Genomic DNA, 17,298 nt, shown 5'->3' on the forward strand with positions numbered 1-17,298 from the left:
CTTCAGACACATCAAGATCTTGCTGCAAATATTCATAACCACAAAAATATTGCCAATAAATATTTTCCTTTAGCTCTTCCTCCGTAAACGAATCAGAACCGTTGTACATAGCTTGAAGCATTGATAGTGCTAGCATTACTCTATGATCTTTCTTATTTCTACCAAATTGCTTGATTTCAATGTTAGGCAATGCTCTGGCTTCAAGTTCAGACCAATTTACTAAATCCCTTAGTTTATATAACTTGTTTTTAGGATTTAGTTTTGTAGATAATTTCTCTTCAAATAACCTTTCTTGTTTTTGGAGAAAAGTAATATTTTCTATAGGCATAATTTTAAAATCCGTAAGCTTTATGCGGTAATTATACCATTTTCTTATGGATTTTGTAAGCTGTTTATGACATGAAACCCCTTGTTAATTCAGGCGGGGAGAGTTTTGACGGAGGGACTAGAAAAAGGGGGAGGTACCGAAACTTTAGGGGATATAAGTATAGAAGACCTAACATAATTTTATTCTTAATAACTTAATTTAGTTATTAGTGTGTTTTGTAATTTATTCTCTTTACGAAGTAAAAAGCCAAAAATATCAGTAAGTGGGATATGGTCCCAACAAATACTCCTTTGAGATAGAAATACTTTTCAAAGTACAATTGCCATATAACAAATGTTATGGCGCCAGTAGTACACGAAATAATAAAATCTCTTTTTCCAATAATGATTCCAAATAAACCGAAAATCATTGGTACCAGAACTATAGGACTCCAAAAACCTACTACGAAGATTACCAAATCAACTACCTTAGAAAAGCATAAGGCAATAACTATTGCTATACTACCAATCAGAACATTCATTATTCTGGCAAGCATTAACATAGAATTTTGATTCTTAACTGCAAATAATGGATTCATAATATCTTTAACAATAGTAACGGAAGTAATATTCAAATCTGAATCAGCGGTCGACATCACAGCAGCTAATAAACCAACAACAACTATTCCTTGAACTCCTACTGGAATTATATGATCAATTAAATAAGGCAGGGCTAAACTTGCCTTAATATCTGGGTATTGGATATAAGCAATTAAGCCATTAATAGTTACAAATATTAAAAATATAACATAAACACCTGTTTTTATGAGTATAGCATTGGTTGTGGTTTTACTATCTTTGTTAATCAGAGCCCTTTGAATAAACGTTGGTAACAAGTTGATAACTGAAAAACCAAGCGCTGCCGATATCGTGATTCCAAGCAGATCTTGATTATCTGAGAACGAAACCTTATCAAGAGGCACGGAGGAAATAAATTTATCAAGCCCGATTTGGTATAAGCCAAAAATTGTGATAATTGGTATGGCGACTATCATCGCAAAGAATTGAATTAGATTAGTGAAGAGGACTGATTGCAAGCCGCCTATTGTCGTGTATATAACCACTATTCCATAACTAAGCGTTACCCCTAAAACATAGTCTACTTGTAGGATATATTCAAAAATTCTTCCGCTCACGCTTATTTGGGCTGCCAATAACCCTATAGAAACTAAAATTGCTGAAACTCCGCCAATATAGCGTCCGGGGGAGCCGTAGTAGCTTGACATAATATCACCAATAGTTTCTGATCCGTAATGCTGGATTAGTTTTGGAACTATATAAATTGCTATCAATATATCAATAGGCATAGCAATAATTAGACCGTAACTATTTGCAATAGTTTCGGAAAAAGCTTTTTCAGATATTCCAAAAGTTGTACCTCCACCAATACTTGAAGCAAAGATTGTAGCTACAAGAAATAGATGATTTCCTTTAACTCCTTTGGTAATTCTTGAAAAAGACTTGAAGTTACCGCCTGTAGTTCTTTTAACTATACCTATTATGAGTAAGAGCAAAAGGTATGAGAATACTATAATTATATCAATCACGGTTTATCCTAGTTTGTTTTTTTTCATTTTTTCTAAGTATACTATCATCACCAGAGCTGGAACTGTGGCAACTGTTGTAAAAAGATAAAATATTGTCCAGCCAAAATTGGCAACAAAGTAACCAGAGATAGATGGTAATATTGATCTAGATAGCCCCATCATTGAAGAAAAGAAAGAGTATTGTGTGGCTCTAAATTTTCCATCACATAAAGATGCGATAAAGGCAATGTATGCGGCCATTGTCATGCCTCCACTTATACCTTCAAATCCAGTAATTAAGAATAATAAATAGATATTCTTTCCAAAAGCATCCTGTACCACAAAGAGAATGTGAGCAGCTGCATGAATTGAGCCAAAAAGTAATAAACTGTCATAAAGAGGCTTTCTCTTCATTATATAGCTTGCCATTAATCCGCCAATCATTGCAGAAATAGCTCCAAATAATTTCCCTGCTGTAGCAATTTCAAATGAATCATAGCCAATATGGTGCAGAAATGGATTAATCATCATACTGATAAAGTTATCTGGTAGTCGGTATAAGATTAAGAAAATAATGACAAATAATATGTACTTATTTGAGCCAACTGGCTGTAAAATTTTATTTACTAAAGAACATATTTTTTGAAAATGACTTTGGTTTTTAATCACATTTTCGATGATTTCATTGTTGAATTTTGTATAAAGCGAATTCAAGTCTTTTGATAGTAAAATCAAGATGATAGGAAAGGTAATTAACACAACGCTGAATAATTCGTAGACAAGATCCCATCTCATATATTGAGAAATATAAATTGCTCCAGAGCTAGAAATTAACATACCTATACGATAGCCAAATATGTACATTCCAGAAATTTCACCTTGATGTTTTTTGTCAACTAATTCTGTTCGAAGAGCGCCAAGAACTGAATCTTGAGCGGAAGCAAAAACAGATATCAAAAATCCAGATATTGCTATTGGTAAAAGTTCTTCAGTTGGGTCAAATGCGCTTATCAGGTATACTGAGGCGCTTAGTAAAAGTTGTACTAATAGTAACCAAGAAAGTCTCTGGCCAAAAAGAGAATGTAGTACTGGAATTTTTCTGGTATCAAACAGAGGCGCCCAAGTAAAATTTATTGCATAAGGTATTGATACTAGAGAAAATGCCCCTATGGTTCGTATGTCTACTTTTTCGAATGAAAGCCAGTAGTTAAGTGTATAACCGCTAAGCATTATAGTAAAGCCGCTCATTAATCCGAACAGCCATACGATTAAAAACTTTTTTCTAGTCATTGGCATGCTTTCATACTCAAGTAATTTTTAGTATACACAGCAAAAATCTATGAAGATTAATCCTATAAGCCGTGTAGTGTAAGTAAAATAGTGTGACTTTACAACTGTATAAATTAGTCTTTAATTACCTCTACGTGATTCTTACTCCTCTGGAGCCTTATAAGACTTAGCCTGGTGGCCGTGGTGGGCCAGAGTTAAGCTCAGAAGAATATACACTATAACAGCATTGTGTGACAGTATTATCCTTTAATGTTTATCAGTCAATAACTATAAAGACAACAAAGCTTTTTTATTGACAACCAGGCGGCTGTGTATTAGAAATGGTAGGTATTTACAAGAGCATGTAAGTACTGTTTTTAAGCAGGTTTTTTGTAAATTTGAATGTCTAATCTTAGAAAGCCAATCTTCTCCCGTAAGATAAAAGATATATTCTGGCCAATCGAGCGCTCAGAGATAAAGCTATTTTTGCCTCTTGGGCTAATGATGATGTGTATGTTGTTTAACTTCGGGTCATTAAGGTCAATTAAAGATAGCTTAGTTGTGCCAAATATAGGTGCAGAAGTTATTAGTTTTCTTAAATTATGGTTGGTGCTGCCATCTACAATAATTTTTACTTTGATTTACGTCCGATTAAGTAATGTATTTGAGTATGACCGTTTATTTTATCTTATAGTTTGCTTTTTTCTTAGTTTCTTTATTTTATTTACATATGTTCTCTTTCCGCAGCAACATATGTTTCATCCAAGCGACGAAACTATAGCGCATTTAGCGCAAAATTACCCGTACTTAAAATGGTTTATAAAAATCTTGGGTAAATGGAGCTATGCCTTGATGTACGTTTTTTGTGAATTGTGGAGTGTTGTAATAATCAATTTATTATTCTGGCAGTATGCAAATCATATTTTTGATACTGACTCAGCTAAAAGGTTCTATCCATTTCTTGGTATGATAGGTAACTTAGGCTTAATTATAGCAGGGAATGTGTTAGTAAGCTTTTCTGACCTCTCAGGTATTTCGGACGATCATATCCTCAAGTCATATTCAAATGACATTGGATATCAGTGTGAAATGGTTTTAAAACCGATTATGAAATCTGTTGTTTTTGCCGGTCTAGTAGCTATGGTTTTATATAGATATATAGATCATTATGTTCTTAAAGATAGTGAATTCAAGCGTAAAAAAAATAGTACTGGGGAAAAAACTAAAACTTCCTTATCCTTTGTCCAAAGTATTAAATTAATTATGAAGTCAAAGTATATTGGTCATATTGTCTTGCTCGTGCTTTGTTATGGGTTGCTCATTAACATTCTTGAAGGCCCTTGGAAGTCAAAAGTTAGCGAACTTTATCCAAATACAATTGACTATATAAATTTTATGGGTAGGTTTAATATCTGGATGGGTGTTTCTTGTGTTGCTTTCATGGTGATAGGTAGTAACATTTTGAGAAACTTTTCTTGGAGTATATCGGCCTTAGTTACGCCATTTATGATTACGGGAACTGGTTTAATTTTTTTTGGTTTTGTAATAACTGCTAATTACGTAGATTTTTCCGATGATTGGCTGAATCCAATATATTTTGCGGTACTTATAGGGGCTATTCAAAATATACTAAGTAAAGCAACAAAATATTCTTTGTTTGATTCAACAAAAGAAATGGCCTATATACCACTCTCTTTGGAGCTTAGAACTAAAGGTAAAGCTGCAGTTGAAGTTATAGGTTTAAAATTCGGCAAGTCGCTGGGGGCGTTTATACAGTCTTCAATGTTTATCCTTATGCCAATGGCAACTTTTGATTCAGTGGCTCAATATTTACTTGGTATTTTTATATTAGTAATGGCGTTGTGGATATGGAATGTTAGGATCCTTGGAAAAGAGTACGCAAACCTAAAAGGTAAAGAAAATGAAAGCAATTAAGATCATATTTATTTTATTAGTATTAGCTTTATTAAGTTTAGCTGGGCTTTGGTATTATGTGACAGATAGAGTTGCTACGGAATTAAATGAAAAATATGCAGGTAAAGAATTTGCGGTCAAAGGAATTGATAAAACGGATTATTTTATTGCCTTTGACAAAGTAGTTCCATCAGGTTTTCCATATAAAATTGCTTGGGAGGCTATAGGGTGGAAAGAGGAGAGTAGAGGGGCTGAAATTATCTATAAATCTCCTCTAGAATTTGGTTATGATTTAATGTTACAACGGGTGTTTGTTAATTATAGTGGAGATATAGTTGCTTCTTATAAACCAGCCAAACATGGCTTTGGCTCGCTGCTAAAAATAGATAATTATAATATTGGTATGGACATACCTTTAAATAAGGAATTGTTTAAAACGCTTAAGGCAATGAAAGATCCGGTGCAGATAGTAAACCATATATCGGAGATTAAAATTTCTACTGGAAAAGTTGAGATTTTTGATTTAATTGATAACGAGAAGTTTTATGACAAGGAATTTGAGCGCATGAAACTATCTTTTTTGCCTAAAAAAACTTATGAAAATATAGAAGATTTGTTAGCCAATATTCCTCAAGAATACAAGATACATTATATTGTTAAAACAAAGCAAAACAATGCAACAATGAGGCGTTTACCGGTTAGTCTATTTTATGGATTCTCCGCCTTGCCTGCAGGTTTTGATTTTACTGCTAATGCTGAAATAAAAACTAATGGCAAGACTTCTGAGGAATATATGAAGGGGCTCGAGATTAAAGCTGATATTATTTGCGAGTCAAATTACATTGATTTACCAGACTTAAAAATACAGTATAAATCTGGAAATTATATTGATGGCAGAGAATTTATGCTTGATACGAGTTCTAAAATTAAAGCAAAATCAGGTTTGTTTGATCAAATTTTTGAACGATATGAGTTATATGCTCCTTTTGTTGTTAAGACACCAATAGGAAGAGAGATAGACCATGAAATTCGCTATATTATACACAATAAAGAGGTATTTAAATTCAAGGACCTTGAGAATAGCTCATATGATTTTAGCTTAAAAATGAATTCTTCTAATACAAAGAGTAAGAAGAACCTAAAGATAGATGATTTTAGTATTTTGTCTGACAAATCTGGAGTAAGGCTAAAACATGAAATGGAATCAAACATTGGTCCAAAAAGCAATTGGTTTGCAAATGGTGTTTTATATTTAACCAATTACCCATCAGTGATCGAATTTACTTCTGGATATATTTATAGATTTGGCAAATTCAAAATTTTAAATGATGAAGCAAGAAAGCTTTATATAGATGTAAATAAAGCTTTCCTTAAAGATATATCAGACCATCCTAAATCAACTTCGAATGACCTGAGTTTTGAGTACACAATTGATTCAAACCATATGGATCAATCAGAAATTGGTAGTGTAAAATTTGGTCAGATAGCGCAGCTATATACTTTAATGCTTTATCAAAAGTTATTTGATAAAGTTGGGCACGGTGGAGATGTTCTAGCCAGAATGAGAGAAATCTTGCCTCAAATTGATGGTAACGAACCATTGCTAAAAAAGATTCTACCAAGAATTTCTGATGGTAATGTAGTTAAGAAATTAGATAATACCTCACCTGATGAGGCAAAAGATATAATTGGTAAGCTTGTACCGAAGAATAAGGCTGGGCTACTTCAAAATTCAATCCAATAAAAAGATAGGAAATAAATTTGAACTTAATTCAGGAGATTCATAGTTATTTGTCTAGCGACATTCAAGCGATGAATGAAATCATTGTCGATAGTTTGTCTGTTGAGGAAGAACTAATTAAGGTCATTAGTACACATTTGTCTACTACTGGTGGAAAAAGAATGCGTCCTATTCTGACTGTGCTTTCTGCAAAAATGCTGGGCTATGAAGGGTCTCAATCCATAAAACTTGCCGCTGCAGTTGAGTTTATTCATATGGCTACCTTGCTTCATGATGATGTTGTAGATGGTAGCAAAATGCGTCGTTTTTTACCCACCGCAAATGTTGTGTGGGGAAGTAAAGCAAGTATATTAGTTGGTGATTTTTTATTTAGTCAGTCATTTAAATTAATAGTATCGACTAAAATTATCCCAGCACTGTTGGCTTTATCTAATGCTTCAGCAATTATAGCAGAGGGGGAGGTGTCTCAACTTGTTAAGCTTGAGCAAAAGCGTATTGTTGGAGAAGAGGAATATCTGAAAGTTATTAACGCTAAAACAGCAGAACTTTTTGGTACTGCTTGTGAGGTTGGAGGAATTGTTGCGGGAAGAGAAGACCTTGCTCCAAATCTTAAGAATTTTGGTTTGTGCTTAGGAAATATTTTTCAGATAGCTGATGATGCTTTGGACTACTTTAGTGATAGTAGTAAAGTTGGTAAGAATGTAGGTGATGATTTTTTTGAGGGAAAAATTACATTACCGATTATTCTATTAACTAGAAAAATTTCAGATAAAGAAAATAATAGACTTAGGAAAATGATAGAGGCCCAAGAGCGTTCTGAAGCTGATTTTAATTGGATTAAGTTAATTATGAATGAACATGAAATTCAAACCGACATTAAAACCTATCTTGATGCATTAAGGCTTAATGCTCTAAATTCATTGGCAGAAATCAATGTTAAAAATAAACCCAAAGAATACTTGGAGAGATTAGTAGATTTTGCCATCAATAGATCATATTAAAACATGAATTCAAGGTCTGATAAGCACAATAAGATTATTTCGATTTGGCTATGCATGATGTGTTTTCTTATTGTGTTGATGATTTTTATAGGTGGCTTTACTCGCCTTACAGAGGCTGGTTTATCGATAACTGAATGGAATCCAGTTAGTGGAATTTTGCCACCTTTGAATGAAAATAGCTGGAACATAGAATTTGGAAAATACAAACACTCACCAGAATACCAAAATATTAATTTTGGTATGAGTTTAGCAGAGTTCAAATCTATTTATTTAATCGAATTTATTCATAGGATTGCTGGTAGAATAACTGGCCTTTTATATGTTATCCCATTATTGATATTTCTTTTGAAGGGCTATATAAAGCCAAATGAGGTTGGGATATATTGCGTTGGCTTAGTATTGTTCTTATCCCAGGGTGTGATGGGGTGGTATATGGTTAAGAGCGGCTTAGTGCTTGATCCCCATGTCAGTCATTATAGGCTGGCTGCGCATCTATTCCTTGCGGTATTATTATATACTTTATTCTTTTGGCAGTTTATGAAAAGTAAGCTAGATATAATACTTTTTCCATCGGCTGTTTCTGTTTCCTTAGAAAAGGTATTGTGCAAGCTTGCTATTATAGTTTTACTCTTACAGATAGTCCTTGGCGCATTTGTTGCTGGGCTTGATGCTGGGCTTGTCTATAATCAATTTCCTTTAATGGGAGAAAGGTTTGTTCCTGATGAGCTCAAAATTTCTACTCTTACGTGGACTAGTTTTTCAGATCCTATATTTGTTCAATTTGTTCATAGAATGACAGCTTATTTATTAAGTGTTATTATCGTTATTTTTTGTATCAAAGGGTGGAAAATTGCTAATAAAAAATTCTCTTTAGTTTTAGGATATATATTTATGGCTTTAGTAATACAAGTTTTACTTGGCATATTAACTCTGGTTTATAATGTTCCAATGGAACTTGCTCTATTGCATCAGTTTGGCGCGGTTGTATTACTTTCTTGTTTAATTTGGGCTTATTTTCTACTTAATAATGCATGAAAAAAATAATAGTTGAGTCTTCAGAGCCAATAAGGCTTGATCGTTATATTAAAAGGGTTTTTCCTACTGTTACTCAAGGCGTTATAGAGCGCTATCTTAGGAACGGTAAGATTAAGGTAAATAAAACCAAGGTTAAATCCAGTGCTCGAGTTAAAACTGGAGATGAGATAACGTTATTTGCTGAGTTATTTCAAAACAGTAGCCCTGCTAGAAATTTTTCAGACAGTATTAGATCATTGGCTATGAAATTGCTTGGCGAGTATTTGCTTTTATCTACGAATGAATTTATAGCCATTAACAAACCTGATAATATGGCCGTTCAAGGTGGAAGTAAGATTAGTTTATCTATTGATGATGCAATATCATATTTAAACATAACAAATGGGACACATCTTAAACTAGTCCACAGACTAGACAAAGGAACGAGTGGCGTGTTGCTTATTGCTTGTGGGCATGATAATGCAGCAAAATTAAGCGAAGCATTCAGGAATAAGCTAATACAAAAGACATATTATGCGGTAGTTTGCGGCCGTCCTAAAGACCAACAAGGTATTATTACCAATTATATAGGCAAAGATAGGTCAGGTATTTTTGAGATCGTAAAGGAATTAAAAGACGGCAAAAGAGCGGAAACAAGATATAATGTCTTAAAAGAAAATGATGGCTATTCGTTAGTTGAATTCAAGCCGCTAACAGGGCGTATGCACCAACTTAGGGTGCATAGTAAAATTCTTGGATGCCCAATTCTTGGCGATATTAAATATGGTGGTTTGAGCCATAAGAGAATGATGTTGCATGCCAAAGAAATAGTGATTCCACAAGAAGTATTTGGTAACAAAATAATTATAGAGGCCAATTTACCAGATATATGGTTTAAGCTGGACATTTAATTGCTTTCTCCCAAGTAATTTACAACAATGCCATAATAATTATTATTTTAAGAAGTCTTTAAACTGTGTTCTTAACCTTAATTGGCGTAAATTGTTTATATACACTTACGATTAACTAAGTTGATATATAAATTAAATAAAAACTAATATGGCAATAGAGATATTTGGAGAAGGAAGTGATTGGGAAAGGCAAGGTAAAAAGGAGGGGGGAGCAAGAGGTGCTGGTGACGACGGCGGAGTATATAAAAATAAGGCAACTAAAGTCACGGCGCTTATAAAGAAGGATGATAAAATAGAATTTAATATTGCAGAATTTTTAGGTTCTCAATTATTTGCAGCAACAGAACCTGGTTCTGGTGCGACGGTGCAATTAATGGTAACTGGTACAAATTCTTCCAAGATTCCTGGTGATGGCTCAAATGTTTATGTGAGATCAGAATTCTTTGAGAATTATACCGATATGTTCAAGGACATGGATCGTAATATGTCTGAAGAAGATAGGCCTAATCAGCATTTCCGAAAAGATGGAAGGCCTTTATTGTTTGGGACTAGGGAAATTTTTAGTAGCACTCTATCAAAAGCGTTTCGTCAACAAGGTTATCAAGATTTTGACAAAATAGCCCCAACCTCTCTTTTGATGGGTGATTTTGATATTCATCCAGGAAATATTGGTGTTATAAGAAATGGTAGTGAAAAACCAAGGTTAGTTCGAATAGATTACGGCTGGGCATTTAGTAATTTAACTAAAGAAGTTCATCCTCATTCTAATTCAAAGCACCTGCCGGGAATGGGGCCCACGAATCATTTTCGTGAATTCCCTAGAAGTTTAAAATTAACGCCTGAATTTGTTGCTGGATTGGATAGAGCAGCAAATGTAGATATGGAAAAAGTGCTTGATAAAAGCTTCGCTGACCTTGAGAAATGTTACAATCAGGAGGCCTTGGCAAAGTGGGCGAAGCATGCCATGCCTAATATATATAAAGATAAGGATATCAAAGATATTAAAGTTGATGATGTAAAGAAAAACTTAAAAGAGGTGATGGTTAATAGGCAAAAATCACTTAAGGAATTTAGCTTAGAGATAAAATTAGGGCTTTTAATCGAAAAAGGACCAAAAGGTCAATACCAAATAAAAAATCCAGAAGAATTAAAGAAACTAGTTAAAGATAACCCTCAATATTTTGAGGATATTGCTTCTGGGAAGAAGAAGGTGAGATTTAGAGATCATAAGCTTGGAGACAAAGCTAAAACATTAATAAAAAAAGAAATAATACAAATTAAAGAAGTATTAAAGGTTGAATTAGCTGAAGAATCACGAGCTAAGGTTGTTCCCAAGAAAGTTCCACCACCAGTCCCGTTGGGTAAGAAGCCATTGAAAACAATTGTAGAACCAAGGGCGCAAGACAGGGTAATAGTACCAGTTAGTAAAGGGGTGGGGAAGGTTATGACACGCTCGTCTAGCCCAAGAGTAACTTCTGGTGGCAGAGCTGATCCAATTACTCAAGCCATTCGTGATGAAGTGTTGACAAAGCAACAGTTATATTTGCAACAAGAAATCGCTAAGACTATTCCTGTAGGAGAAAGAAATCACTTTTTAGATCAGGATTTGAGTGCGTTTCGTACATTTTTACAAACTGACAATGGCAAAGAGAAGTTGTCTTCAGCGATGCAAAAGCCAGAAACAGAAAACCAACTAAAAAACATTGAGTCAAATGGGTACAAAGAAGTACATACCCAATTCCAGGATAGCTTTAAGAACGTAGCTTGGGTGTCGCCACCTAACTCCAAAGTTCGTTTTTCGGAAATCAAAGGTGATGATGGTCAACATATTACTTCTTTAAAGGAAACTACAGTTCAGGGAACAACGCAGGTTGCACTTGAAGATGGATCAATGCGCTCTATTAAGAGTTATAGACAGATAGAATTTCCTAAACAGATTGAGGGAGGAAAAGGTCCGGCACATTTTTCAATGGCCGTAAAAGATGAGAATGGTCGTAATGTTCCAGAAAAGGGAGCAGTATATTTTACTGCCCACTATGATGACAAGGGAAAACTGACTGAAGTAAGTTCACCAGTACCTGTAAAATTTATGGGCAAGGGGGATGATGCGATTGGTTATATTGAACGTGGAGGAAAGGTTTACACTTTGCCAGTGACGCAAGGTAAGTATAAAGAAATGATGTTAGAAGTTGTGGCAAACAAAGGAATGGGAGCTAATGTATCTCAGTCGGTAGAAGCAGAAGCGCAAGACAGAGTGACAGCGGTAAAAGTCACTCCAAAGGTTGCTGCGCTAGCATCGGATATCGGTAATACATACAAAAAGAAAATGACTGAACACCAGCCTAAGCCACCAACTGTTTCAAGGAGTAAGGGTAAAGGGAACGAAGGTATGGTTGTTTAGTCAGTATCAAGACTTAACCTTACAGGAATCATAAATTAAGCTGAGTTTGATAAAAACGATATCAACTGGTTGAGTTGTTCTATTTTGATGGCAAGAAAGCTTATTATGCAATATGGTAAAGTCATCCTAAACGCAGATGTCAGGAGCTTCCTTCCATTGTCTGGGATCCTTAGCCAAGAGGCGGGTGCAAGCTTCAGTCAGGCCCAGGATGACAGACTTCTGTTCTAATTTTTCCAAAAATATTTACTCCTTACATCAAACTCAGGTTAAATTAAGCTATTGATGGTCTGATAAATTTTGACTGTCAGGGAGATTTTCAAGATACAAGATTTTATTATTGTTTCTATCAACCAAACTTGCTTCGGTGACCTGGTGGTTCAGGTAATAGGGGTGTAGTAATACCGGGCTTGACCCGGTATTTTAAGGCTTGCGAAATTAGATTATGGCCAGGGGACAGATCGTCGCCAAAACGAGTAGGATAGAGGTGTTTTGGCCACGTGACACAAATCAAGGCTAAAGCTTTCTTAGCACATGACCTTTATACAGTTGACGTGGTCTAGTGATCTTATATTCTGGATCTTCCCACATTTCTTTCCAGTGTGAAACCCAGCCAGCCGTTCTAGCTATAGCAAATAATACAGTAAACATTTGTGCAGGAATACCCATTGCTTCATATATTATACCGGAATAGAAATCAACATTCGGGTATAATTTACGCTCAATAAAATATTTATCGTTCAGAGCAATTTTTTCTAACTCCATAGCAATTTCCAGTAAAGGATTACCTTTTAATTGTCCAAGTTCAGTAAGCACTTCTTTACAACTTTCTCGAAGAACAGCCGCGCGAGGGTCATAATTTTTATATACCCTATGTCCAAAACCCATTAGCCTAAATGGATCTTCTTTGTCTTTTGCGCGTTCAATGCATTTTGGAATATTACTTACTGTGCCAATTTCTTTTAGCATATTAATTACAGCTTCGTTTGCTCCTCCATGAGATGGTCCCCAAAGCGATGTAATACCAGCGCTAACACATGCAAATGGGTTAGCCCCAGACGAACCAGCAGTCCGTACTGTTGATGTTGAAGCATTCTGCTCATGGTCTGCATGCAAGATAAATATCTTGTCTAGCGCGCGTGCAATAGTTGGATTTACCTTATATTTTCTGTCAGGTGTTGCAAACATCATATGAAGAAAGTTTTCGGTAAATGGAAGATCAGCATCGGGATATACAAAAGCTTGACCTTTTGTATATTTGTATGTCATTGCGGCTATAGTCGGCATTTTAGCAATCATGCGCATAGCTGCTAGTTCTCTTCCTTCTGGACTATTCATGTCTATTGAATCATGATAAAATGCTGAAAGGGATCCAACCACTGATAGGATAACGGCCATTGGGTGAGCAGAGTGGCGAAATGCTCCAAAAATGTTACGAATTTGCTCGTTTAATAAAGAATGATAGCTTATTTTATCCTTGAATTCAGAATATTCTTTTTTATTAGGGAGGTCAGAATTTAATAGCAAATACGATACTTCAAGGAAATTTTTATTATTAGCCAAATCTTTAATGTCATAGCCTCTATGGCGAAGCACTCCCTCATCTCCATCAATAAACGTAATTGCAGATGTACATGAGGCGGTTGACATGAATCCAGGGTCATAGGTGAAGTAACCAGTAGTTGGATACAATTTTGAGACATCAATGACGCTTGGTCCTATAGAAGCTTTTTTAATAGGTAATTTATATGTTTCATTGTTTATCTTTAGTTCTGCAAATTCTTCGTTCATCAGATACCTCCTCTTACAAAATTCATACATACCTAAATAGGCTGTAACAATCTATTCTATTCAATAGTTATAAAACTATGCAACTAAAACAAGCAAATAATATACTTTCTTCAATGAATTGTTGTGAAAAACCTCATATATAAAAAAAGAATATAAATTATATTGTCTTGATGTTTAGAGGGTTTTCAAAGATAAAATTTTTAAGTTAGAATAAACGTATTAGTAAAAATCATAGGTATTAGTAATGGCCAAAGCAAGTGATAAACCTTTTGGTGGATTTGGTAAAAAAATGGCCGCAAAGAGTGGTGGTGCACATAAACCTGATCCTGAAGGTGGTATTTATAAGTCGGAAGATGCAGCTAATACCTATTTAATTAAAAGAGATATTAAAAAGCTGCAAAATGACGTTGCTGAATACATGGCAGCGCAAATATTTGATGAATTATGCCCTGGTACAGCATGTACAATCACCCTGCAAAAGTCTAAAGATACTGGTAAAACTTTTCTTGCTTCTGAGTTTTTTAAGGATAATTATCGTGATTTGTATAAAGATTTAGGAAAAGAAGGGGATAGGCCTGTTGGCCTTGAATTGGCACAAGACTATTTGCCTAAACGTGCGCAGTACGTCAGGCAAGGTTTAGCCAAAAGAGACTCAAGCACAGGTAAAAACGTTTATCAAAATTATGAAAAAACTGTAGTAGCATCATTGTTGATGGCCGATCAGTCGGTGCATTCCGGTAATATAGGTGTTGTTGACCGAGGAGGTCAGAAACAACTTGTAAGGATTGATTTTGGGGCAGCATTTAGGAAAATGAGTCCAGAGATTAATCCTATTAAGTCTAATAAAGCTCATGTTGTTTTACAAAAAAATTATTTCTTAAGAGACCATCCAAAGAGAAGGATTTTTACTGAAGAATTTTCTGCCGAGCTAAAAAGAGAAGCTGCAATTAACATTAACCCAAGGATCGAAAAAGCTTGGAATGAAATAATAAAAAACTACGATAATCCACAAGAACGCGGGGCAATAACAGAATTTGGTCGTCAAATAGGCGTGCCAGAAAATGTTCTTAACTTAGAAGATAAGGGTAAACAATTTTCTCAGATAAAAGATCATTTTGCTAAAGTGATGAAGCAAAGGCAACAATCTCAAAAAGATATGGCGTTTGAGATTGATGTGAAGCTTGCTTTTGGCAAAGGTAAGGATATTGATTTTGAAAAGCTAAGAGCTGCTATTGCTGAAAATCCAGGCCACGCTGATCGTATCTTGCAAAACCCATCTGACACGCAATTTGGTATCAAACTAAAGAAGAGTCAGCTCAAAATTCTACAAAAAGAAGTAGACGCTTTTAAGCTAAGCGAAGTTGATATCCGTAAAGACGTAACGCGAAGCAGAGGGTATTTTGATGAGACACTTGAGTTAATGAAACAAAAAGCTGTGGCCAAAGGGCTTGCTATTGATTTTTCTAAATACGACAAGGCTAAAGGGCAGTGGTACGAGGTTTTTGATCAAGCTAATCAAATTCTTGAAGGTCAAAATATTAACCCTCAGTATGTCAGTAAATTGTCAGAGGCTATGGCCTCTATGAGAAAAGGGGTTAATAGAGAATTTGTAGGAGTTTTCCTTAACAAGCCAGAGCATTATGCGGCTCAGTGGGAGAAAGTAATTCCTGAAAGAGGAAAAATACTATTAGATATAGCAAAAGATGCGGTTGCATTTAGTAAAGACCTAGAGTCGCAGAGATCAAGTGCTCAGGAGCAAGGAGGGCAAACGAGAACAGCAAGGTTGCATAATATTATTAATGGTCTTCAAGGTGCTCATCCAGAACTTAAAGGTATTGGAGAGAAACTGCAAAAGGGGAAAAATAGTAAAACTGGTCAGTATGATATAACGCTCGATGTTGATACATATATGAAGTTATATGAATCGGCAAAAAAAATAGAGCGTGGCCTTGTTGACCCAAAGATAGAAGTGCAAGAGATGAGAGCTACTTTGAACAAGCAGCTTCCTTTATCCAGAAGGGTTGGTCTCAGCTCAACACCTAAAACTCATCAACCTCTTAAAATTTCAACCCAAGTTGAACTAGAGAATGTCAGCCCACTAAAACCAAAAGCTAAAAATATAGTGTTGGAAAGCGGTACGGTAGAGGTTAGTGGGGTTACTAAGGTTGTTTCAAAGCCAAAGTTGCAAGTTAGTGATAACAAAAAAAGCTTAATGGCTGAGATTAGAGATGCTCAAGGTAAGCCTCAAAAAACTCAGCCGGTGTTGTTTAAGCAGGAGAAGCCGTTGGCGATAAGCCCCGCCGTACGATTAGCGCAAGACAGGGTAATAGTACCAGTTAGTAAAGGGGTGGGGAAGGTTATGACACGCTCGTCTAGCCCAAGAGTAACTTCTGGTGGCGGAGCTGATCCAATTACTCAAGCCATTCGTGATGAAGTGTTGACAAAGCAACAGTTATATTTGCAACAAGAAATCGCTAAGACTATTCCTGTAGGAGAAAGAAATCACTTTTTAGATCAGGATTTGAGTGCGTTTCGTACATTTTTACAAACTGACAATGGCAAAGAGAAGTTGTCTTCAGCGATGCAAAAGCCAGAAACAGAAAACCAACTAAAAAACATTGAGTCAAATGGGTACAAAGAAGTACATACCCAATTCCAGGATAGCTTTAAGAACGTAGCTTGGGTGTCGCCACCTAACTCCAAAGTTCGTTTTTCGGAAATCAAAGGTGATGATGGTCAACATATTACTTCTTTAAAGGAAACTACAGTTCAGGGAACAACGCAGGTTGCACTTGAAGATGGATCAATGCGCTCTATTAAGAGTTATAGACAGATAGAATTTCCTAAACAGATTGAGGGAGGAAAAGGTCCGGCACATTTTTCAATGGCCGTAAAAGATGAGAATGGTCGTAATGTTCCAGAAAAGGGAGCAGTATATTTTACTGCCCACTATGATGACAAGGGAAAACTGACTGAAGTAAGTTCACCAGTACCTGTAAAATTTATGGGCAAGGGGGATGATGCGATTGGTTATATTGAACGTGGAGGAAAGGTTTACACTTTGCCAGTGACGCAAGGTAAGTATAAAGAAATGATGTTAGAAGTTGTGGCAAACAAAGGAATGGGAGCTAATGTATCTCAGTCGGTAGAAGCAGAAGCGCAAGACAGAGTGACAGCGGTAAAAGTCACTCCAAAGGTTGCTGCGCTAGCATCGGATATCGGTAATACATACAAAAAGAAAATGACTGAACACCAGCCTAAGCCACCAACTGTTTCAAGGAGTAAGGGTAAAGGGAACGAAGGTATGGTTGTTTAGTCAGTATCAAGACTTAACCTTACAGGAATCATAAATTAAGCTGAGTTTGAT

Annotated in this window: 11 protein-coding genes; 7 read left to right on the top strand and 4 right to left on the bottom strand. The window is 35.5% G+C overall.

All coding sequences use genetic code 11. The features are described 5' to 3' along the window. The 3 genes from Megvenef_RS00355 to Megvenef_RS00365 form a co-directional block, all read right to left on the bottom strand. On the bottom strand, positions 1 to 328 hold a 328-nt coding region (locus Megvenef_RS00355), incomplete at its 3' end, for a transposase (RefSeq protein ID WP_322776028.1). A gap of 205 nt (positions 329 to 533) precedes the next feature. Beyond that, positions 534 to 1,913, bottom strand: coding sequence for a sodium:solute symporter family protein (locus Megvenef_RS00360; RefSeq protein ID WP_322776029.1), 1,380 nt, complete (start codon positions 1,911 to 1,913; stop codon positions 534 to 536). A gap of 3 nt (positions 1,914 to 1,916) precedes the next feature. After that, on the bottom strand, positions 1,917 to 3,182 hold the full coding sequence (locus Megvenef_RS00365) for an AmpG family muropeptide MFS transporter (protein ID WP_322776030.1): 1,266 nt from the start codon (positions 3,180 to 3,182) through the stop codon (positions 1,917 to 1,919). A 381-nt stretch (positions 3,183 to 3,563) separates the two neighbouring features. On the opposite strand from Megvenef_RS00365, the gene Megvenef_RS00370 reads away from it, so the two are divergent. The 6 genes from Megvenef_RS00370 to Megvenef_RS00395 all read left to right on the top strand — a co-directional run bounded on the left by Megvenef_RS00370 (position 3,564) and on the right by Megvenef_RS00395 (position 12,143). After that, on the top strand, positions 3,564 to 5,096 hold the full coding sequence (locus tag Megvenef_RS00370) for an Npt1/Npt2 family nucleotide transporter (protein WP_322776031.1): 1,533 nt from the start codon (positions 3,564 to 3,566) through the stop codon (positions 5,094 to 5,096). After that, a complete protein-coding gene (locus Megvenef_RS00375; RefSeq protein ID WP_322776032.1) occupies positions 5,083 to 6,819 on the top strand; it encodes a hypothetical protein in 1,737 nt (578 codons plus the stop codon). Before Megvenef_RS00370 ends, Megvenef_RS00375 begins: the two co-directional genes overlap by 14 nt. A gap of 17 nt (positions 6,820 to 6,836) precedes the next feature. After that, the gene (locus Megvenef_RS00380) at positions 6,837 to 7,817 is read left to right on the top strand and encodes a polyprenyl synthetase family protein (protein WP_322776033.1); all 981 of its coding nucleotides are present in this window, start codon (positions 6,837 to 6,839) and stop codon (positions 7,815 to 7,817) included. Between the two features lie 54 nt (positions 7,818 to 7,871). Further along, positions 7,872 to 8,852 carry a COX15/CtaA family protein gene (locus Megvenef_RS00385; RefSeq protein WP_322776034.1) on the top strand — a complete coding sequence of 327 codons (981 nt, stop codon included), beginning with the start codon at positions 7,872 to 7,874 and terminating at the stop codon, positions 8,850 to 8,852. Next, positions 8,849 to 9,742 (top strand): RluA family pseudouridine synthase, encoded by an 894-nt coding sequence (locus tag Megvenef_RS00390; protein ID WP_322776035.1) that lies wholly within the window; start codon positions 8,849 to 8,851, stop codon positions 9,740 to 9,742. The genes Megvenef_RS00385 and Megvenef_RS00390 overlap by 4 nt, the downstream gene beginning before the upstream one ends. Positions 9,743 to 9,890: 148 nt before the next feature. Continuing rightward, complete coding sequence (locus tag Megvenef_RS00395; RefSeq protein ID WP_322776036.1) at positions 9,891 to 12,143, top strand: Sca4 family protein; 2,253 nt, start codon at positions 9,891 to 9,893, stop codon at positions 12,141 to 12,143. 513 nt (positions 12,144 to 12,656) lie between these two features. On the opposite strand, the gene Megvenef_RS00400 is transcribed toward Megvenef_RS00395, so the two are convergent. Then, positions 12,657 to 13,931: a citrate synthase gene (locus Megvenef_RS00400; protein WP_322776037.1), complete on the bottom strand. Its 1,275-nt coding sequence runs from the start codon at positions 13,929 to 13,931 to the stop codon at positions 12,657 to 12,659. A gap of 244 nt (positions 13,932 to 14,175) precedes the next feature. Between Megvenef_RS00400 and Megvenef_RS00405 the strand changes: the two genes are divergently transcribed. After that, complete coding sequence (locus tag Megvenef_RS00405; RefSeq protein WP_322776038.1) at positions 14,176 to 17,247, top strand: Sca4 family protein; 3,072 nt, start codon at positions 14,176 to 14,178, stop codon at positions 17,245 to 17,247. Positions 17,248 to 17,298 lie beyond the last annotated feature (51 nt).

The organism is Candidatus Megaera venefica (assembly GCF_034554655.1).
GTDB lineage: Bacteria > Pseudomonadota > Alphaproteobacteria > Rickettsiales > Rickettsiaceae > Megaera_A > Megaera_A venefica.

Excerpts from the sequence above, each read along its gene's own strand:
- Megvenef_RS00385 (WP_322776034.1), top strand. The coding sequence starts at position 7,872 with ATGATGTGTTTTCTTATTGTGTTGATGATTTTTATAGGTGGCTTTACT.
- Megvenef_RS00365 (WP_322776030.1), bottom strand. The coding sequence starts at position 3,182 with ATGACTAGAAAAAAGTTTTTAATCGTATGGCTGTTCGGATTAATGAGC.
- Megvenef_RS00375 (WP_322776032.1), top strand. The coding sequence starts at position 5,083 with ATGAAAGCAATTAAGATCATATTTATTTTATTAGTATTAGCTTTATTA.
- Megvenef_RS00395 (WP_322776036.1), top strand. The coding sequence starts at position 9,891 with ATGGCAATAGAGATATTTGGAGAAGGAAGTGATTGGGAAAGGCAAGGT.
- Megvenef_RS00405 (WP_322776038.1), top strand. The coding sequence starts at position 14,176 with ATGGCCAAAGCAAGTGATAAACCTTTTGGTGGATTTGGTAAAAAAATG.
- Megvenef_RS00370 (WP_322776031.1), top strand. The coding sequence starts at position 3,564 with ATGTCTAATCTTAGAAAGCCAATCTTCTCCCGTAAGATAAAAGATATA.
- Megvenef_RS00400 (WP_322776037.1), bottom strand. The coding sequence starts at position 13,931 with ATGAACGAAGAATTTGCAGAACTAAAGATAAACAATGAAACATATAAA.
- Megvenef_RS00390 (WP_322776035.1), top strand. The coding sequence starts at position 8,849 with ATGAAAAAAATAATAGTTGAGTCTTCAGAGCCAATAAGGCTTGATCGT.